Raw genomic sequence first — 19791 nt, forward strand, 5'->3', positions numbered from 1 at the left:
GTGAGGCCCTTTTTTTCGTTTAACTTACGGCACGTGTTTCCGTTTTTCCTTGTTGTAGCTGGTACATCTGGAAGTAACGTCCCTTTTCTTTCATCAATTCATCGTGACTGCCACGTTCTACGATCACACCACGATCGAGAACGAGAATTTGATCCGCACTCTTAATCGTAGAGAGTCTGTGGGCAATAATGAAAGTCGTTCTTCCTCTTTTTAACACATCTAATGCCTCTTGAATCACAGCTTCTGTTTCAGTATCAATACTTGCCGTTGCCTCATCAAGAATTAAGATAGCTGGATTGTACGCTAATGCTCTTGCGAATGAGATTAATTGTCTCTGACCTGATGAAAGGGTACTCCCTTTTTCAATAACCGGTTCATCCAATCCTTTTGGTAAGTTGTTGATAAACGGCATTGCCCCTACATCCGTCAGCGCTTTTTCAACTTGTTCACGTGTGATCTCTGGATTATCTAAGCTCACGTTGGATGCAATCGTTCCTGTAAACAAGAATGGATCTTGTAACACGATTCCCATATGCTGTCGGAGCTCTTGTTTAGAAAGCTTCATGATGTCTTGGCCATCGATCATGATTTTTCCTTGTTTAATGTCATAGAAACGGAACAGCAAATTCATAATTGAACTTTTCCCAGAACCCGTATGACCGACAAGCGCCACTGTCTCACCTTGATTTGCTTCGAAAGCGATATTTTTTAGGACAGGTTCACCTTCTACGTAACTGAAAGTTACATCTTGGAACGCTACATTCCCTTTGTATCGCTCAATCTCTGTTTCTGTTACTTTCTGCCCTGGCTCATCCATCAGCACAAATACTCGCTCTGCAGATACAAGTGCCTGCTCAAGCTGTGCAAGCTGGTTAACCATACCTGTAACAGGGTGGAACATTCGGTTTAAATAATCTACAAACGCATACAGAACACCGATTGAAATGACAGAACCTACGCCAAGCGCCTGCCCTCCAAAGTGCCATATGAACGCCATAAATGCAAGGTTCTTTAATAACAATACAAGGTTATGTCCCGTCATCGCGTTAAGACTTAAGAGCTTATTTTGAAAGGTGAAATATTCTTTATTCATTGTTTCAAATTCTTCGGAAGTCTTATTTTGTCGCTTAAATGCTTGAATGATTGTCATACCGTTGATTGATTCGTTTATCATTCCGTTAATGTCACTGAGAGTAGAACGAATCTTATGATTGTATTTAGACGCAAACTTTCGATAAACAATGATCCAAACCACAAGGATCGGTACAAGGATTAAACAGATCGTTGCAAGCTTAGGATCAAGCAAGAACAACGCGATGAATATCCCTGTCAGATAGATGATTCCTGTAAAGAAGTTTGCTAGAACGTTAATAAATAATTCTTTAATTGCTTCTGTATCATTCGTAATTCGGGAAACGATTTTTCCAGCAGGTTGATTATCAAAATACGTAATCGCTACACGCTGAACGTGGGCGAACACATCTTGACGAATCTTCTTGATAACCAGATTTGACGAGCGCTGCAGCATATAACGCTGACCATACTGAAAGAATGCTGCAAAAACGAGAAGACTTAAGTAGATCATGGTCAGTTTCATGATTCCCGCTATCTCCGGCTTATAAAAAGCAAATGTTTCACTCGTACTTAGTTTATCTGCCGAATAAGTTTCTGATTTTCCTTTAAAAGAAATCGTCACCTCTCCGTTACTCGCTTTTCGTTCCCCATCAAAAGCTATTTTGTTTGGTACAACGAAATAGTCTCGTTTCACTTGGATAACTCGTATCTCTTTTCCTTTATCTTCTCCTTGATCAAAATGATCGCTTCGCTTATACCAGTTTCCATCGTATTTCACTGCTTCTTTTTCTTTATTATCCACTTGATGCCATGGCCGCTCGATACCAAGAATATGGTCATCGATCATTGTCTTTGCGATGAACGGTCCAGTTAGCTCCGCTCCAATGGCAACAGTAAGCATCAGAAGCCCGAGAATAAAATTCTTTTTATAGTGAAGTGCGTATTGAAACAGGCGTTTTCCAACGTTCATGGCTACACCGCCTTATTATCGTTTAAGTTTTGTTCGATCTGTTGACGTTCGTGCTGTTCTTTATACCAGCCGTCTCTTGCTATTAAATCCTCATGTCTGCCTTGATCCACGATGGCCCCATCATCAATTACGATGATCCAATCTGCATGTTCAACTGCCGACAATCTGTGAGTTGTAATAAAAGTGGTTTTCCCAGCGCGTTCTTTTCGGATATTACCGATGATCGCTGTCTCCGTCTTCGCATCAACAGCTGATAAGGCATCGTCTAGAATCAAGATCTCAGGATCTACACACAGTGCTCGTGCAATAGACACACGCTGCTTCTGCCCTCCTGATAACGCGACACCTTTTTCCCCAACAAGTGTGTTCAATCCTTCTGGAAGGAACTGAACATCTTTTCTGAATGATGCCATCTCCATAACATGATTCAACTTATCTACACCCGCTGTGCTATTTCCGAACAGGATATTTTCCTCTACTGTTTTGGAGAAAAGAATAGCATCCTGAGGTACGTATCCGATCCATCCTTGCAGATCTTCTAATGCGATATCCTCAATGCTCACACCAGAGAATGTGATGTTCCCTTTTCCAGACGGATATTCTCTTAAAAGCTGTTTAAGAAGTGTTGTTTTTCCGCTGCCTGTTCGGCCAACAATTCCAAGAGTCGCACCTTTTTCCACCTTAACATTGATGTTCTTTAAGTTATCTGTCTCAGAAGAAGGATAACGGAATGTCACATCTTCAAATGCAATCGTCCCCGGATCTTCTAATGGAATGAGGTCTTCTCTATCCTTAACATCCGGCTCGTAGCTAAGCGTCTCATTCACACGATCAAGTGACGCACTTCCACGTTCCATGACGTTAATAAGCTCACCGATCGCGATCATCGGCCAGATCAGCATACCTAAGTAAACGTTGAACGTAACTAGCTCTCCAAGTGTAATCGTCTTATGAAAGACCATGTATGCTCCGTAACCTAAACCGATCAAATAACTGATCCCTACTAAAACCTTGATCGTCGGTTCGAATAAGGCATCGATTCTTGATACAGCCAAGTTCTTTTCAAATACATCTTCTGTAACTTTATTGAAGCGCTCTACATCCTCTTCTTCTTGAACATAAGCACGAATAACACGTACTCCTTGTATGCTTTCCAGAACAGAATCGTTCATTTCTCCAAAGGCGTCTTGTGCAACGGTAAAACGCTGATGTACTTTCTTTCCGTATTTTTTAATAATAAAAGCGATAATCGGTAGTGGAATGAGCGCTGCAAACGTTAATTTCCAACTGATCATGAATCCCATCACGAACAGGATTGTCAGCATGAACAAACTAGAATCAACAAGAGTTAAGATTCCAAATCCTGCAGTCATCGAGATGGCTTTTAAGTCATTTGTCGCACGTGCCATCAGGTCTCCTGTTCTATTTTTCTCAAAAAACGTAGGGGTCATCTTTAATAGGTGACGCATAAAACTAGAACGCATCGAGCGCTCGATGATAAAAGCGCCTCCAAAAAGCTGATACATCCAGATATACATCGTAATGTACATCGAAACGAGAACAGCTACAAAGATTCCAAGAGTCTTCATCATGTCTTCTTTTGTGATCGTGCCCATATGAATGGAGTCAATGATGTTACCGATGAGTTTCGGTGGGATGATCTCGATGATCCCAACGCCAGTCAGCAACACTACCGCAATTGTGTAACGTATCCAATGTTTCTTAAAGAACCAAGCTAATTTACCTAAAACTGAAAACATAATGTCTCTCCTCTCGATCTACCTTTCTTTTAAACAGTTGTTTAACGAAGCTACCCAAAAAGTGTATGATCCTTGCGTTCTAGCCACACATTCAACGATTTTCTTTTCATTTGTTCTCCTCCTCATAATTAGTGGATCTATTGCAACAAGAAGAGTGATCTCTTCTATGCAAACAAAAATAAAAAAGCATACCATTCGAACTCGGTATGCTTTGAAATCATAAAAAAACACACGTCACGACTGGGGTGACCTGCGTACAAACTTGTATATAGAAAAGGCAGATATGTAGAATAATAATTCTAATACATCTCTTCCGGCAGGCCATGGTATGAAATTGTAGAGTCAACATGCATTACTACAGTGACCGCAATTTGAGTAACAATCATTTCTTTCACCATGACACAACCATCCTTTCCATAATTTTGTAGTTTGTAACTTTGGTAATCTTAACACTATTCTAATAACTATGTCAATTGCTTTTAGATATGCTTAAAATTATTTAAATTGCTGTTAATTTGTGCTTTAGAAGGGTGTCAGGCTTGATGTTTTAGCCCCCCCAAAAGTTGTAGTATTCAATCCAGAAGTTGTAGCATTTAATCCACGAGTTTTCACCTTCAATCCACAAATTTACGCACTCCATCCACGAGTTATTGCTCTCAATCCAAAAGTTACCCTCGAATCGACACTCTTCGACAAATCCAAAAAACCCGCCACTACAAAAGTGACGGGCTTCCACACACATGCTATTTATCCTAATTGACGCGTTAAGTTTGCCATTTCAATAGCTGACACAGCTGCTTCCCAGCCTTTGTTTCCTGCTTTCGTTCCAGCGCGTTCAATCGCTTGTTCGATTGAATCAACGGTTAACACACCAAAGATTACTGGAACACCGCTCGTCATAGATGCTTGAGCGACTCCTTTTGCAGCTTCATTACATACGTAATCAAAGTGTGGAGTCGACCCTCTAATTACCGCTCCTAAGGTAATCACTGCATCATAATTACCGCTATCCGCCATCTTTTTAGCGATCAGCGGAATCTCAAACGCTCCAGGAACCCAAGCGATGTCTACATCGTCTTCAGAAATACCGTGTCTCTTAAAAGCGTCCTGTGCACCTGAAACTAATTTATCTGAAATAAAATCATTAAAACGTCCTGCTACGATACCTACTTTTAATCCTGTACCAACTAGATGTCCTTCAAAAAATTTTGCCATGACTATTCCTCCTGATTTAGAAATGAAGCATATGCCCCAATTTGCTCTTCTTTGTTTTTAGGTAATCTTCGTTGTTCTTGTTATGAGGCATCTGAAGCGCCACACGATCGGTCACTTCTAAGTCATAACCTTTTAATCCAGCAATCTTTCTTGGATTGTTCGTTAGTAGCTTCATCTTACTGATGCCAAGGTCCTTTAAAATCTGAGCACCTATGCCATAGTCACGCAGATCTGGTGCGAACCCAAGCTGTTCGTTGGCCTCAACCGTATCTAAACCTTCTTCTTGAAGTTTGTAAGCTTTCATCTTATTGATGAGTCCGATGCCGCGGCCTTCTTGTCTCATGTACAGCAGAACGCCACGACCTTCTTTTTCAATCTGAGAAAGTGCAGCGTGAAGCTGTAACCCACAATCGCACCGAGCAGAGCCGAACACATCACCTGTTAAACACTCAGAATGAACACGAACTAATACAGGTTCTCCGTTTTCTACGTCACCTTTTACAAGTGCCACGTGTTCTTTCTCATCCAATACATTCAAAAAACCGATCGCTTTAAAATCTCCAAATTCGGTAGGCAGATTAATCTCTACTTCACGCTTAACCATCTGCTCTGTTTTGTTTCGGTACGTAATAAGATCTTTAATCGTGATCAGCTTCATATTGTGCTGTTTCGCAAGCTCAACAAGTTCAGGAACACGAGCCATCGTTCCATCTTCTTTCATGATTTCACAAATAACACCTGCAGATTTACTTCCTGCCATTTGGGCAAGATCGATGGCAGCTTCTGTATGTCCTGCTCTTCGCAACACACCTCCATTTTTTCCGATCAACGGAAAAATATGACCAGGGCGCTTAAAATCTGTAGGCAAGGATTCTGTATTTACTAACTCACGTACTGTTGACGCTCTTTCTTGAGCCGAAATCCCTGTTGTTGTGGAAATATGATCAACACTAATCGTAAAAGCTGTCCCATGTGAATCAGTGTTGGTAGTTACCATTGGTGAAAGGTCAAGCTTTCTTGCAATTTCTTCAGAGATCGGTGTACAGACTAATCCTCTGCCATGCGTCACCATAAAATTGATGGTTTCAGGAGTGATCCCTTCAGCGAGTGCTACAAAATCACCCTCGTTTTCACGATCTTCATCATCGACTACGATCACAATCTTTCCTTCTTTCAGATCTGCAACTGCTTCTTCTATGGAGTGAAACATGAACTCTCCTCCTAAAATCCGTGCTCTTGTAAGAAATCAAGAGACAACTTCGACTTTTGTGTAGTTTCTTCTTTCGGCGACAACATATTGTGTACATATTTGGCAAGCATGTCGCATTCGATGTTCACGATGTCACCCGTTCCTTTCGATCCTAAAATCGTATGTTCTGCTGTATGAGGAATTAAAGAAACGGTAATCGTACTTTTGGTTACCTCAAATATTGTAAGACTTGTCCCATCTACACACACAGAGCCTTTCAACATAAAATAGCGCATGAGATGGTCGGGCAACGCAATCGTATAATAGATGGCATTTCTTTCTGGACGCTTTTCAATGATTGTTCCTGTCCCATCCACATGCCCGGAAACAAAATGTCCACCGAACCGGCCACCGGCAGCCATCGCTCGTTCAAGATTGACGAAATCACGGTTGTTTAACAGTCTCAATGTGGAAGAACGGAACGTTTCAGGCATAACATCTACGGTGAACTCCCTTTTACTAAAAGAAGTTACCGTTAAACAAACACCGTTTACCGCTATACTATCTCCAAGGTTTACATCTTTCAGTACTTCTTTTGCTGTTACGGTTAGTACGATCGTTTCGTTGCCTTTGGAAATGGATTTTATCGTACCTTTTTCTTCGATAATGCCTGTAAACAAAAAGCTTTCCCTCCCCTCGTATGACGTTCGTATCATCGTAAATATGCATAAGCAGGAGTCCTTTTTTCTTAATACAAATAACCCCGGAAACAAAGCTTCCGGGGTTTTAAATGTTAAGAATATAACGAAATAAACCTTTAGTTATACCTATTTTAAACACAGGTATTCTAAAAGTGTTCACGTTCCTTCTCCCATCCAGACTATACTGTCGGCTTCGGAATTGCACCGAATCCACCGTTTCTGCTACAAGCAAAACCGGGTCACGGACTAAGAGGCTCTGGCCTCATCACCGCCGGTTGGGAATTTCACCCGACCCCGAAGGACTTATTTACTTATGTTCATTATAAGTAAACATCGAAGTGAATTCAAACGTGATCATTTTTATTGACCAATTATTAATTTTTCTTTCGGATAATGAATGTGCTCTGTAACCACTTTTCCTCGAATAATGAACAAGAATGACAATACGCCAATTCTTCCGATAAACATCAGAAGCATTAAGATCACTTTACCGGTTGAGCTTAACTGACCTGTAATTCCAGTGGAAAGCCCTGTCGTTCCGAAAGCTGAACATACCTCGAAGAATAAGTACTCGATCGGCATAGGGTCAGTAATCGCTAAGATGATTGTGGATGTCGTACAGAGCACCATTGCTACAATAATAACGATAAATGATTTTTGAATGTCTTCTGGATAGATCTCTCTCTTGAAGATCTTAATCGTGTTTCTCCCTTTTGCATAAAAGAGTATTGCTAAAAGAGCTACCGCAAACGTAGTCGTTCTTATCCCTCCACCAACAGAGCTAGGTGAAGCGCCAATAAACATCATGATCGATAAGAAAAGCATGGTTGGAACTGTTAGTTGCGAGATATCCATCGTAGATAAACCGCCACTTCGAGTCGTTACAGATTGAAACATCGAATAAAAGAAAGACTCATGCCAAGACTTCCCTTCAAAAAAAGCGTTCATCTCTAGTACATAAAAACCAATAGCACCTGTTACAACCAAAATAGCAAATGTAGTTGTTGTAACCTTTGTAAAAAGAGTGAACGTATAACGTTCTAGGTACTTGCGCTCTTTAATGAAGTTATTGATCTCAACTAGAACAGGAAAACCGATCGCTCCTGATGTGATCAATAACATCGTCACGATCTGAACGAGATAATCATGACGGAAAGGAATTAACGAACTTCCGGTGATATCAAATCCAGCGTTCGTTGTGGCTGTAACTGCCGCGAAAAAGGCGTGATATAATACTTCTATCTCTGTATCATAATATGGCTGAAACAAAATGAAGAACAACACAGTTCCTACGATTTCAATTCCAATAATTAAAGTCAAGATCTGCTTCATCAGTTGGACAAGTCCAGCAAGAGTTGATTGGTTTTGATCCGTCATAATCAATTGACGTTCTCTCATCCCAATCCTCTTTCCTATTAATAACCAGACTGCTGTACCGAGCGTCATAACACCGATACCACCAATTTGGCAGATTAATGCTAATAGGATGACTCCAACGTGATTGAACGTTTCTGAGATACTGACAGAAGTTAGCCCTGTTACACTAACTGCACTCACCGCTGTAAATAGAGCATCAATAAACTTCAGCTCTACTCCTTCGTTATGCCCGACTGGTAAGCTTAATAGTAAAGTGGCTACTAAAACAGACAATAAATAAAAGATTACAATAAGCTGAACGGAAGTTAGAAATGATTTTTTTTGTTGTGTAGTTGCTGTATTTTTAAACATATATTTTCACCTGTCGAGAGGATTTTTCTGTAACCTTCTGAAATCTTAACAATAGCATTTCCATTTAACAAGGTGAAATTGAACATTTGCTAAAAAAAGACTGTTAATCTTCTAAAATACATTCTTCATCAGCCATTCTCTTTTCAATAAGCCTCATTAATTCAGCCGGATGATCTACTTTAATAACTACCCTTGTTACGTTCTTCTTAAATCCATATATGATATCTGACCTTACAGTTTTTTTCAACAGCAACTCAATATTCGGTTTTTCCGGAATAAAATCACTTACTCGCGCTTCAAACGTATACTTGAGTTCAGCTGCACTCAACTCATCAGGTCCTTCATACGTTTTCCATTCTTGGATGTCTTTAAACGGAAGTTCAAGGCTCTTGATAAAACCTACATTCAGAATCAACGAATCCTCTGTGACAATCACAGGTACTTTTTTTACGGCTTGCATCTGACCGATGAGAAACAGAATAGAATAGATGTTGATAAATAGTAAAATCAGAGAGACGGTATGATTCCACTGGCTGAAGAAATAATGAAGGCCGACCGATTCTATGATCAGCGCGTGAATCAGCATGAGCTGGAGAGCTACATAACTCGTATTCTTATGATAAGTAAATGTTTGTTCATTCATTAAGGGTCCTTTACGCCAGGAAAAGAGTGCATAATAGAACATCGTAACTTCACTAACGAGAGTATCCATCAAACGACTTCGTGTGAAATGGACGTTAACAGCTTGTTTGATTTTTAATAAAAACGGTAGTTCTCTATTTAACTCACGATACGTCTTCTTTACTTTAGGAAATTTTCTGCACACGATAAACAATAAATAAAGCTCAATGGAGATAAAACCCGCTTCTAAAAGAAGAAGAGCTTTCGGGATAAATGATACAGATTTCAGCAGATCATCTGGAATGATAAATGAAGCGACAGCATAACTCACTAATGCGACAAGCAGTGTCAGCTTCCATGAGTATCTTTTGCGAATAATAAAGTAATAGGTAAGTAGAGGAATAACAAGAAGAAAATCAAACATGGAGCCAATGAGCACAGAAGTAGGTACTGGTTGGAAATAAGTTGTCTGATAAAGAATTACATTGCTGCCAAAGACCAATAAGCTAAGAAATAGATAAGGTATCCACCTGATCGGCCTGTTCATGGTTTCAATCATAAAATCCCTCCTCATTTCCATTATACAATAAATTCCATTGCGTTCTTCTTTTGCACGGCTTTGTCACAAAAGGTACAAAAAAAGGACCTATGCTTTTAACGGCGGATGGCACTTTTTGGAGTGGATTCGTTTTTCTTTGACCGGTATAAAAACAAGCAGACATAAACAGAAAGCGACTAGTTCTAATGATAGGATATACCACGGATAAGGTCCTAAGAAATCCATAAGAGAAGCACTCGATGGTTTCTCTAGCAAAAACATATAATTCGCATCAATCGCTACATCTACAACGTATACAAGTACCGCGTAAACGTTCAGCCATAAAAAGGATTGAAAAAGAAGCTGCCAGCTAATGGTATAAGACTTTATAATCGCGTAGTAAAGAGCAGTCCAAACAATAAATGCATGCGCCAGAAAGTATTGAATGAAACGAAAATGCCAAGGTTCCTGAAACAGCTCTGGTGTCAATAATCCTTGTACAGCACCTGTTAGTCCAAAAAGATAAACAAAAGCAAAAAGTCTCCGATTATCCGTTAAGAGCAACAAAACGCATAGCAGAATATTGAAACTGCATAACTGCAAAGGAAGGAAAATATGAAGGTCCCATAAATCATTATGAATGGCCCATATGTGATATGTGCTTTCAGAGACGATAAGTCCTGTGATCAAGATCTTCTTCCATACGTGCATCTTCCTAATCCGAATACGGTAACCATACATGCTTATACTCACAAAGAAAATAAAAACTAATAATGAAACATGCTCCCACTGAAACATCCTAAAACCAGAAGTCCCTGCACTAAACCAATTCTCCATTAACCCCTCCACCTTCTACCTATTATTATTCAAAAGTCTTCTTGCACTTTCCTTTATATCATTTTAAAAATCGTTGCATAACGTAACAGTGTTATGTTACATTGAAAACAAGGAGGTTAATCATGGAAAATCTAATCTCAAAAAAAGATCTATTAGAAGAAGCGAATATCTCATACGGCCAACTATACAGATGGAAAAGAAAGAACTTGATTCCAGAAAACTGGTTCATTCGAAAATCTACCTTTACAGGGCAAGAAACATTCTTTCCTAAAGATGATATTTTGCTACGCATCGAAAAGATAAAAACCTTAAAAGATGATTTATCACTCGATGAACTAGCTGATATGTTCTCCCCTTCTCCAACACTTACATCATTATCAACAGAAGAACTTACTAAACGTAACATTGTTTCACAAACAGCTTTAGACATGTTCAACAATTTTCATGGGCCTAATCTATCTTTCTCTTTTGATCAGTTATTAACGCTATATGTATTGAATTCCTTGTTGCAAACAGGCGATGTAAACCGATCAGAAGGCCTAGACTTGTTGAAGCTCTTTCACGAACAGGCACAGACCCTTAAGAGCAATGAAAGTGAATTGATCTTTATCAGAAAGATGGGGGTCTCCATCTTTATTCTTACACCTGAACCAGCCAATCTTTTATTAGAGTCTCAAGCCAAAAAAATCGCTCACTACAAATTAAGTCAGTGCATGGAAGAACTAAAATTAAAGCTTTCTTAATATTTGAAGGAGGAATAGAAATGGAACAAACTCAGTTAAAAAACATTAGCATTTCTGGATCAGGGACTTCATCTGGTGGCGAGTATGATCAAGTAAAGGTTAACGGATCTGCACATATACACGGTGATCTTATTTGTGAACAGTTCAAATGCAACGGAAGCGCTCATCTCGAAGGAAACATAACAACAAATACCGCTAAGATCAATGGATCCACACATTTTGAAGGCGATGTAGAAGTGAAGGAAATGACGATTAACGGCAGTACCGATATCGACGGGAATCTTTTATGTGATGAATTAAAGGTTCAAGGCTCTTCTACGATTAAAGGAAATGTTAAAGGTAAAGAGATTATCGTTCGTGGTTCTGCCTCTATAGATGGAAATGTTTCGAGTGATGAAATAGATGTAAAAGGGCAAGTGAAAATAAAAGGAGATTGTGAAACTGAATCTTTTGAAGCTCGCGGCAATTTTAAAATTGATGGCCTCTTAAATGCAGGCACGATCGACGTGGAACTTCTTCGTCATTGTGAAGCAAAAGAAATAGGTGGCGAGAACATCACGGTTAAAAAGACTCGCGATGCATCTGGTTTTAAAAAACTAATTAAGTTTTTTATGAGCAACCACAATGACCAACTAACCGCAGAGGTGATCGAAGGCGACAACTTATACCTTGAACATACACATGCAGAAGTAGTTCGAGGAAACACAATAGAAATCGGACCCGGCTGTGATATAAAAAGGATTGAATACAAAACAAGTCTAGAGATTGATCCCGATGCTAAAGTGGGAACACAGGAAAAAATTTAATCAGAAGGATTCGAACTTTAAAAAAGCTACCCGATCTTGCGGTAGCTTTTTTGTTTTGGTTGTTACAATACTCTATTTGCGAGCCCCCTTATGCGATAGAGCGAAAGTGCGGAAAGCGAAGCACATGAAACGGAAATCTACAGCTTTCATCCACCCTTCATGACTTTCATGGTAAATAATGTATAGTTTTCTATCCTTCATCAAACATTATAGGATGAGGCAGGTGTTAACAATCATGGATACAACAAAAGTAGAAGTTCCTATAAACAAAGATCTACGAGCAAATGATGAATATATGCGTAACCTCTATAAAAACTGTGATGATATTAAGATCAGACACTTTCAATTTGGTTCAGATTATAAACAAGAAGCTCTTGTTGTACATTGTGATTCTCTCGTTCAAGAAGAAAAATCTAACCTGCTTCACCAGGTACTTAAGGATATGCCTGATTTTGAGGCAGCCCTTTCACTTGCTGTTTCTGTTCAACAGATAAAAGTGTTTTTTGAGAATAAAGGCGTCTCATCAAGGCCCGTCATGCTACTAAAAAACTACAATGAATTAAATGCCAACATCGTAAATGGTCATATTGTTTTGCTTTTTGACAAATGGGATTTAGCTCTGAGCTTTGATGCTTCTTCTGTAGAGAAGAGAAGTGTTGCAGAACCACAGAACGAGGTAGTCGTTGTAGGACCTCGAGAAGGAACGATAGAAAACCTGCAAAAGAACCTTGGCTTGATTCGTTCAAGGTTAAAGACACCCGATCTTAAGTTTATTTTCAAACAGACAGATAGCAAGTCCAACACAAAATTTGTTTACGGCTATTTAGATGGAACCGTAAAAAAAGAGATGCTTGAAGAGTTTGAATCGAGAATCAACAAGATTAAAAACGAAGAAATTCTAGAAACTTCTTATATTGCTGAATTGATTGAAGAGTCGTCCGTTACTCCGTTCCCTCAATATCGATTTACCGAAAGACCTGATGTTGCTTCAGCCTCGTTGTTAGAAGGTAAGATCATTATCTTAATGGAAGGAACAGGAACGATCGTTATCTGTCCCGGATTGTTTAATGAATTTTTCCAATCCGCTTCGGATTATTATCAACGATCTGTATTTTCATCAATCATCAGGTTGGTACGATTTGTGGGGTTTATTTTGAGCCTGGCTTTACCTAGCATTTATATCGCTTTGACTACTTTTCATTCTGAATTAATACCGACCGTACTATTGATCGCTCTTTTGGATACACGGGAAGGGATACCCTTTCCTGCAATCATAGAAGCTTTGATCATGCTATTTTTTTTCGAACTCTTACAAGAAGCAGGTGTCCGGCTGCCCAAACCCATTGGGTCTACCGTAAGTATCGTTGGAGCATTGATAATCGGAGAAGCGTCTATTAACGCTGGTCTCGCATCACCGATCATGATCGTTGTTATTGGATTAACGGGAATCGCTTCCTTTTCTATCCCGTATTATGATTTTGGATTCGCTGCACGTTTGTTGCGAATACCCTTAATGTTTCTTGCAGCCATTATGGGAGGCTTCGGTTTATTTTTAGGATTTATTCTTATCTTCCTCCATCTTTCCAAGTTGCACGTTATGAAAGAACCTTATCTTGGTACGTTTACTCTTAACAGCACCTCGTTGCTTAAAGACGGATTCTTCCGTTTGTCCCTAAAAAAGTTATTAAAACATCGAAGTACAGGAAAAAACGTTTAAGGCGATTACATATTAAAAGGTGGGGTTTACTTTGCAGAAGCTAATCAAATACATCGTTGCCTCCTCCCTCCTTTTTTTATCAGGCTGCTGGGATCATGCAGAACTTACTGAATATGTTTTTGTTCAATCTCTTGCGATCGATCAAAAAAAAGATGGAAGAATTAAACTTACCACTCAATTCTATAAGCCTGCTCCAAAGATTGCGTCAGCAGGCGGTGGTGGTGAATCTTATTTCGAGCTTGAAACGGAAGCAAAATCCGTTTTTGATGCTATAAGAGATGTGACCATCCATTTAGGTAGAAAAGCTAACTGGGGACATGTCCGATTTATTGTGATTAGTGAAAAAGTCGCTAGAAAACAAAATCTCGGATCCGTTCTTGACTTCTTTTACCGAGATCATGAACCAAGACTTTTAACTGGAGTTGCGGTTACAGAGGGGACCGCCTCTGACTACATCAAAATAAAGCCACATGTCGAAAACACAGTAAGTGAACAGTTAAATGAGGTAACGAAAACCGGAAGTAAATTCAGTGCCAAAACCTACCCCGCTAATTTATTTTCGATTGGAAAGCAGCTTCATAGCGAGGTAGATACGGTATATGCTCCTTTTCTAAGAAAGGAAAAAGAAAGAGAAAAAAGCATCTTTGTCGATGGTTTATCTATCTTTAAAGGCGGAAAACTGAAGACGATTATTTCAAACAAAGAAACGAAGTCACTTATGATGGCTCTTAATGATTTTCAGTATGGAATTATCGGTATCACTTGTAAGGGAAGTAAACTGCAAGAATCATTTGAGATCACAGAATCTCACACAAATTCATCTCTTGAGATAAAAGAAGGTGTTGTTCATTACTCCCTTCAACCAAAGCTTCAAGCTAGCATAGGAGAATTGGAATGTTCGACTATTGAAACGAAACAACAATTAGAAGTTCTTCATAAAAAATTAGAAAAACAAGTGAATAGTAACATGATGGTTTTATTAAAACAATCACAAAAAAAGAATATCGACATTATCGGATTGGGAAATCATATCTATCGCTCGAACTCGAAAGAATGGCAGCGCATTAAAAAAGAAAAGATTCCTTACTTACAAGACGCTGTTTTCCATGTTGAATCAGAAGTTAACATCTTGAACACTGGTACAGACATAAGCAAACCTTTTCACAAAAAATATTAGAACAACGAGGAATCACTATGATTGAAAAACTCATTATAGGATGCTTGATCGTACTCTTATACTTCGACTATCAATCGATTAAGCAAGATAATAAGTCCCAAAAAATTTATCTCATGCTGTCCATTCCTGCAGTATATATGCTTTATTCTTATCTAACAGGCCGTAACCTACCTAATTTAGATGATGGATTTCAGGTAATCGTTGGTCCTATGGCTGAAGCGATCACCTCATGGCTGCAAGTAAAATAATAAGGAGTACCTTTATGCACACAGGAAAAATTAGTTATTGGCAGATGGCAGTCTTATTTCAAGTGTATATGACAGGTTCAGCTCTTATTAATATCCAAGGGCCAATGTTGGCTGCTGCTCATAACAGTGCCTGGTTCGCCATGCTTCTCGCTAGCTTAGTTGGTTTTGTCATCTTATTTCTCGTATTAACGCTTCACAACGAATATCCTGATCAATGTTATGTGAACCAAGTTCGTCTAACAGTCGGTAATGTGATGGCATACATAATCATCATTCCGTTGTTCGTAGTCATGTTGTACATCACAGCAAACATTGTATATGGAATGGGGCAATATTTTACGACATCTATGATGAGAGAAACGCCGCTCTTTATCTTTCATCTACTCATCTTAATCACTTCGAGCTTAACCGCAAAAGCTGGAATCGAAGTGATGGGTCGCATGTTTCATCTATTAATGTACATTTTGTTATTCATATTCATCATCATGTTAATTCTGCCTTACAACACGTATGAGATCACCAATCTGCTTCCTTTAGCACCTTTAGGGTTTAAGCCGATTCTACACGGCGTATATGTGGGTTTTGGATTTCCTTACATGGATGTTCTTTTCTTTGCCATGATCGTCTATCTCGTAAAGCAAAAACCTGGGCAGTCTATCAATAAATGGCTCTATTTAGGATTATTCATCAATGGAATCGTACTCACACTTACAATTCTCTGTTCGTTGTTAGGCCTGGGCCCTTTAGTGTTTCTCAAAAAATTCCCTCTACATGTTCTTGCTCAGCTGATCAGTATCGGCGAGATCGTTGAACGTGTAGAAGCGATCTTTGGCATCGCATTAATTCTAGGAACGTACATGAAGATTTCTTTATTGCTTTTTATACTTGATCAAGCTCTTTCTACTCTATTTAAAGTAAAAGCTGCACACTTTATTAACATCATCACAGTCGTCGTGTTCTTACTTTCTCTTACGATGTACAAAAATGAAATTGAATTAGGTGAATCTGGTTCCTTCTTGCAGACACCTGTAACATTTATCTTTGGATTCTTGCCCCTTTTACTTGTCGTGATTGTGGCTAAGGTGAAGAGAAAGAAAAAAACAGCTTAAAAAGAAGGCAACCAGAGTGGCTGCCTTCTTTTTTACCTTTAAATTGTTCTTTTTTCAAGTGCTGCGCTCCATGCGGTTAAGAGAACCGCACCAAATACCATAACTCCACCAATCCAAGGTGTATGGATGATACCGATCGAGTCGACGATCAGTCCTCCAACAGATGCTCCAATCGCGATACCTAGATTAAATGCGGCGATATTAATGGCTGACGCAACATTTACCGCAGATGGTACATATCTTTCAGCCAGTTTCACAACATAAACTTGTAGACCCGGAACATTCATGAAAGCTAAAAGTCCTAATAAGAAGATAGTAACCGTCCCAGCAATTTTAAAAGGTGCTGTAAATGTCAAAATCACTAATATTACGGCTTGAACAACGAACATCCAAAACAAAGCTTTGGTCGGATTTTTATCTGCTGCTTTACCACCTATAGTATTTCCGATCGCAACAGCAATCCCGTATCCTAGCAATATCCAGCTAACAAATTTTGGAGCATACCCTGTTACATCTTCTAAGATCGGTGCTAAATACGTAAATGCTACAAACGTTCCTCCGTAACCTAGAGCAGTAATCGCAAAAGCTAATAGCAAACGACCATTTTTAATAATTTTAAACTGATCTTTTAAACTTGATGGTGGTGCTTCTTTTAAATTCTTTGGAACTAAGATCGCACTAGCGATAATGGCAACAACACCTAGTAGTGCCACTGCCCAAAACGTAGCTCTCCATCCAAAGGTTTGTCCGATAAATGTTCCAAGAGGAACCCCAGTTACCGTTGCAACAGTAAGCCCTGTAAACATAAAGGCGATCGCACTTGCACGTTTGTGTTCAGGTACGAGATCCGCAGCGATTGTAGCGCCTATTGAAAAGAACACACCATGAGAAAATGCTGTAATGAACCGCGCGATTAATAGCAGCGTAAAACTTGTTGATATTGCTGCAACCATGTTACCTGCGATAAAAACGACCATTAACAGAAGTAACAGTGTCTTTCTGTTCATTTTATTCGTTAACGCTGTAAGAACCGGTGCGCCGAATGCGACACCCATCGCATATCCAGATATGAGTAATCCTGCGAGGGTGATTGAAATGTTAAGATCTGATGCTAATGAAGATAAAAGTCCTACAGGTACAAACTCAGTTGTACCAATACCAAATGCCGAAATGGCTAATGCTAATAATGCAGGAAAACCACCTTTTGACTTCGATGTGGTTTCCGTTTGAACGGCTGTTGAATTCATCTATTAATCCCTCCATTAATTTTTTAGTTGGTGAATGAACTAGTCATTCGAATGACTTAATGCTATTATGAAATATACGCAAACTAAAAGTAAGTACGCACTTTTAAGTAATGTAGGCACTTTTAAGTAACAATTAAGCGATAGAGGTGATTATGGATGAAAAAATACAATATACCTGTTGAAGCTGCACTTGAAGTGATCGGCGGAAAGTGGAAAGTCGTCATACTCTGCCATCTTATAAAAGATAAACGAAGAACCGGTGAGTTGAAGCGATTAATGCCAGGAATCACACAAAAGATGCTTACACAACAACTTCGAGAACTAGAAGATGATGGGGTTATCCTTCGCGAAGTATACAATCAGGTTCCACCACGTGTTGAATATTCTCTAACCGATTACGGTTGGTCGTTAAAAGGGATTTTAGATTCACTCTGCGCTTGGGGTGAGCAACATATCGAGAAGACTTATCCGAATAAAGATGATGTTTTAGTTCAGACAGAGGAACTAGTATAAATTTAGAGAAATGACAGCCATCATTGGCTGTCATTTTTAGTTTTAATTACAAAATAATATTCTTTAATAATTTTTAATACATTGTTAAAAGGAATGAACGTTCATTTAGGGGGACTTGTGATGAATTCAAACCGTTTAACAGTTGAGAGAATGCTGGATATTATACAGAACGGTTTACCCATGACAAGCTCTCCAAAAAGGATGATTGTCGTTGGTGCAGGAATGGCCGGGCTTGTTGCAGCCACACTTTTAAAGAACGCTGGACACGAGGTCATACTTCTAGAGTCTACTCACAGAGTTGGCGGACGTATTTACACAGTCAGATCACCTTTTACCCACGGTAACTATTACGAAGCAGGTGCGATGCGAATTCCTGAGATGCATAAACTTGTTTTAGCATATATCGAGAAGTACAACCTAGAGATTAATGAATTCGTAAACAGCAATCCTCATGACCTTCTTTTAGTTAATGGCATTCGGACCACCTATAATGCTTATGAGAAAAATCCTGATATCTTAGGATTTCCAGTCTTAGAAAATGAAAAAGGAAAAACGGCTGAAGAGCTGATTGCTTATGCCGTTCAGCCGATTGCAGATTTCATAGATCGTGATCCTGATAATAACTGGCCGATCATCATTCAGAACTTTCAACAGTACTCCCTTGATAACTATCTACGTAACAACCCTTACGGAAGATCTTTATCAGCTGGAGCTATAGATATGATTAAAGTACTCCTGTCACTAGAGGGGCTTCCGGAGCTCTCTCTTTTAGAGATGCTACGAGATATTTTAATCATCTTTAAAAAACCTCCACTCAAATATTTTGAAGTAACAGGCGGCTACGATCTGCTGCCTCGTGCTTTTCTTCAAGAACTACGGCATCATATCTATTTTGGGCAGAAGCTAACTCGCCTTGTGCAGACAGAGTCCACCGTTAAACTATATACAGAAAGTCCTCAAACACTACATCGTTTTTCATTTGAAGCAGACAAAGTTTTAATTACCTTGCCTTATTCCGTTCTTAATTTTGTGGATTTTGAACCATACGATTCGCTCTCCTATTTAAAAAGAAAAGCGATTCGGGAACTTCATTATGTACCCTCGATCAAGATTGGACTTGAATTTAAACATCGTTTTTGGGAAAAAAATGGCCTTTCTGGTGGAAAAACTGTCACTGATCAAGCAACACGTTTCACTCATTATCCGAGTCGTATCCGTCAAGACATCCCATCAGGTGTCGTGATTGGAAGTTATACGTGGGAAGATGATACGTTTCCTTGGAGAAGTTCGTCAAATGAGATGAAAATTAAAGAAACATTAAAATATCTCGCACAGTTTCACGGAGATCACATCTATCAACATTTTGTTACAGGGTTTAGCCATGATTGGTCAACGGATCCGAATGCAGGTGGATGCTTTACGATGTTTAAGCCCTACCAAGAATTAGAGTTATTTGAAGCGATTAAAGCTCCGGAGGGAAGACTGCATTTTGCAGGGGAACATACAACACTCAAGCATGGATGGGTGGAAGGAGCCGTGGAGTCAGGAGTCAGAGCTGCGATCGAGATGAACACCATTTAGCCGATCAATATGTACAC

General features: G+C 39.3%; 17 protein-coding genes and 1 riboswitch. Of the genes, 8 read left to right on the forward strand and 9 right to left on the reverse strand.

All coding sequences use genetic code 11. The annotated features are described in order from the left end of the window. Positions 1 to 19: 19 nt before the first annotated feature. From HU823_RS19630 to HU823_RS19665, 8 genes are all read right to left on the reverse strand, one after another. Positions 20 to 2044: an ABC transporter ATP-binding protein gene (locus HU823_RS19630; protein ID WP_197223143.1), complete on the reverse strand. Its 2025-nt coding sequence runs from the start codon at positions 2042 to 2044 to the stop codon at positions 20 to 22. A gap of 2 nt (positions 2045 to 2046) precedes the next feature. Further along, positions 2047 to 3804: an ABC transporter ATP-binding protein gene (locus HU823_RS19635; protein ID WP_197223144.1), complete on the reverse strand. Its 1758-nt coding sequence runs from the start codon at positions 3802 to 3804 to the stop codon at positions 2047 to 2049. A gap of 747 nt (positions 3805 to 4551) precedes the next feature. Beyond that, a complete protein-coding gene (gene ribH / locus HU823_RS19640) occupies positions 4552 to 5019 on the reverse strand; it encodes a 6,7-dimethyl-8-ribityllumazine synthase (RefSeq protein WP_144702952.1) in 468 nt (155 codons plus the stop codon). Positions 5020 to 5035: 16 nt separating this feature from the next. Further along, positions 5036 to 6229 carry a bifunctional 3,4-dihydroxy-2-butanone-4-phosphate synthase/GTP cyclohydrolase II gene (locus tag HU823_RS19645; protein WP_197223145.1) on the reverse strand — a complete coding sequence of 398 codons (1194 nt, stop codon included), beginning with the start codon at positions 6227 to 6229 and terminating at the stop codon, positions 5036 to 5038. A gap of 11 nt (positions 6230 to 6240) precedes the next feature. Next, the gene (ribE, locus tag HU823_RS19650) at positions 6241 to 6888 is read right to left on the reverse strand and encodes a riboflavin synthase (protein ID WP_197223146.1); all 648 of its coding nucleotides are present in this window, start codon (positions 6886 to 6888) and stop codon (positions 6241 to 6243) included. A 179-nt stretch (positions 6889 to 7067) separates the two neighbouring features. Beyond that, positions 7068 to 7215: riboswitch (FMN riboswitch) on the reverse strand. A gap of 54 nt (positions 7216 to 7269) precedes the next feature. Then, complete coding sequence (locus HU823_RS19655) at positions 7270 to 8637, reverse strand: TrkH family potassium uptake protein (RefSeq protein WP_144702961.1); 1368 nt, start codon at positions 8635 to 8637, stop codon at positions 7270 to 7272. Between the two features lie 103 nt (positions 8638 to 8740). After that, complete coding sequence (locus HU823_RS19660) at positions 8741 to 9817, reverse strand: hypothetical protein (RefSeq protein WP_144702964.1); 1077 nt, start codon at positions 9815 to 9817, stop codon at positions 8741 to 8743. Between the two features lie 87 nt (positions 9818 to 9904). Further along, positions 9905 to 10633 carry a TIGR02206 family membrane protein gene (locus HU823_RS19665; protein WP_197223147.1) on the reverse strand — a complete coding sequence of 243 codons (729 nt, stop codon included), beginning with the start codon at positions 10631 to 10633 and terminating at the stop codon, positions 9905 to 9907. 122 nt (positions 10634 to 10755) lie between these two features. Here HU823_RS19665 and HU823_RS19670 point away from each other — a divergent pair, with 122 nt between their 5' ends. From HU823_RS19670 to HU823_RS19695, 6 genes are all read left to right on the forward strand, one after another. Next, positions 10756 to 11376 (forward strand): YhbD family protein, encoded by a 621-nt coding sequence (locus HU823_RS19670; protein WP_231607576.1) that lies wholly within the window; start codon positions 10756 to 10758, stop codon positions 11374 to 11376. Beyond that, positions 11343 to 12182: a polymer-forming cytoskeletal protein gene (locus tag HU823_RS19675; RefSeq protein ID WP_370630151.1), complete on the forward strand. Its 840-nt coding sequence runs from the start codon at positions 11343 to 11345 to the stop codon at positions 12180 to 12182. Before HU823_RS19670 ends, HU823_RS19675 begins: the two co-directional genes overlap by 34 nt. Before the next feature lie 235 nt (positions 12183 to 12417). Further along, positions 12418 to 13899 (forward strand): spore germination protein, encoded by a 1482-nt coding sequence (locus HU823_RS19680; RefSeq protein ID WP_186320600.1) that lies wholly within the window; start codon positions 12418 to 12420, stop codon positions 13897 to 13899. A 31-nt stretch (positions 13900 to 13930) separates the two neighbouring features. Further along, positions 13931 to 15076 carry a Ger(x)C family spore germination protein gene (locus HU823_RS19685; protein ID WP_186320601.1) on the forward strand — a complete coding sequence of 382 codons (1146 nt, stop codon included), beginning with the start codon at positions 13931 to 13933 and terminating at the stop codon, positions 15074 to 15076. Positions 15077 to 15093: 17 nt separating this feature from the next. Beyond that, positions 15094 to 15324 carry a hypothetical protein gene (locus HU823_RS19690; protein ID WP_197223148.1) on the forward strand — a complete coding sequence of 77 codons (231 nt, stop codon included), beginning with the start codon at positions 15094 to 15096 and terminating at the stop codon, positions 15322 to 15324. 14 nt (positions 15325 to 15338) lie between these two features. Further along, positions 15339 to 16433, forward strand: coding sequence for a GerAB/ArcD/ProY family transporter (locus tag HU823_RS19695; protein WP_197223149.1), 1095 nt, complete (start codon positions 15339 to 15341; stop codon positions 16431 to 16433). Positions 16434 to 16471: 38 nt separating this feature from the next. Here the strand turns inward: HU823_RS19695 and HU823_RS19700 are convergent, their stop codons facing one another. Continuing rightward, entirely contained in the window at positions 16472 to 17680 is a 1209-nt protein-coding gene (locus tag HU823_RS19700) for an MFS transporter (protein ID WP_197223150.1), read from the reverse strand. Positions 17681 to 17836: 156 nt separating this feature from the next. Between HU823_RS19700 and HU823_RS19705 the strand changes: the two genes are divergently transcribed. Beyond that, complete coding sequence (locus HU823_RS19705; protein WP_066391295.1) at positions 17837 to 18193, forward strand: winged helix-turn-helix transcriptional regulator; 357 nt, start codon at positions 17837 to 17839, stop codon at positions 18191 to 18193. A gap of 120 nt (positions 18194 to 18313) precedes the next feature. Beyond that, positions 18314 to 19774 carry a flavin monoamine oxidase family protein gene (locus HU823_RS19710; protein WP_197223151.1) on the forward strand — a complete coding sequence of 487 codons (1461 nt, stop codon included), beginning with the start codon at positions 18314 to 18316 and terminating at the stop codon, positions 19772 to 19774. Positions 19775 to 19791 lie beyond the last annotated feature (17 nt).

Source organism: Fictibacillus sp. 18YEL24 (assembly GCF_015903855.1).
Classification (GTDB): domain Bacteria; phylum Bacillota; class Bacilli; order Bacillales; family Fictibacillaceae; genus Fictibacillus; species Fictibacillus phosphorivorans_C.

Coding starts and splice junctions, on each gene's coding strand:
- HU823_RS19670 (WP_231607576.1), top strand. CDS start 10,756: ATGGAAAATCTAATCTCAAAAAAAGATCTATTAGAAGAAGCGAATATC.
- HU823_RS19630 (WP_197223143.1), bottom strand. CDS start 2,044: ATGAACGTTGGAAAACGCCTGTTTCAATACGCACTTCACTATAAAAAG.
- HU823_RS19635 (WP_197223144.1), bottom strand. CDS start 3,804: ATGTTTTCAGTTTTAGGTAAATTAGCTTGGTTCTTTAAGAAACATTGG.
- HU823_RS19710 (WP_197223151.1), top strand. CDS start 18,314: ATGAATTCAAACCGTTTAACAGTTGAGAGAATGCTGGATATTATACAG.
- HU823_RS19695 (WP_197223149.1), top strand. CDS start 15,339: ATGCACACAGGAAAAATTAGTTATTGGCAGATGGCAGTCTTATTTCAA.
- HU823_RS19660 (WP_144702964.1), bottom strand. CDS start 9,817: ATGATTGAAACCATGAACAGGCCGATCAGGTGGATACCTTATCTATTT.
- HU823_RS19665 (WP_197223147.1), bottom strand. CDS start 10,633: ATGGAGAATTGGTTTAGTGCAGGGACTTCTGGTTTTAGGATGTTTCAG.
- HU823_RS19705 (WP_066391295.1), top strand. CDS start 17,837: ATGAAAAAATACAATATACCTGTTGAAGCTGCACTTGAAGTGATCGGC.
- ribH (WP_144702952.1), bottom strand. CDS start 5,019: ATGGCAAAATTTTTTGAAGGACATCTAGTTGGTACAGGATTAAAAGTA.
- HU823_RS19655 (WP_144702961.1), bottom strand. CDS start 8,637: ATGTTTAAAAATACAGCAACTACACAACAAAAAAAATCATTTCTAACT.
- HU823_RS19680 (WP_186320600.1), top strand. CDS start 12,418: ATGGATACAACAAAAGTAGAAGTTCCTATAAACAAAGATCTACGAGCA.
- HU823_RS19645 (WP_197223145.1), bottom strand. CDS start 6,229: ATGTTTCACTCCATAGAAGAAGCAGTTGCAGATCTGAAAGAAGGAAAG.
- HU823_RS19700 (WP_197223150.1), bottom strand. CDS start 17,680: ATGAATTCAACAGCCGTTCAAACGGAAACCACATCGAAGTCAAAAGGT.
- HU823_RS19690 (WP_197223148.1), top strand. CDS start 15,094: ATGATTGAAAAACTCATTATAGGATGCTTGATCGTACTCTTATACTTC.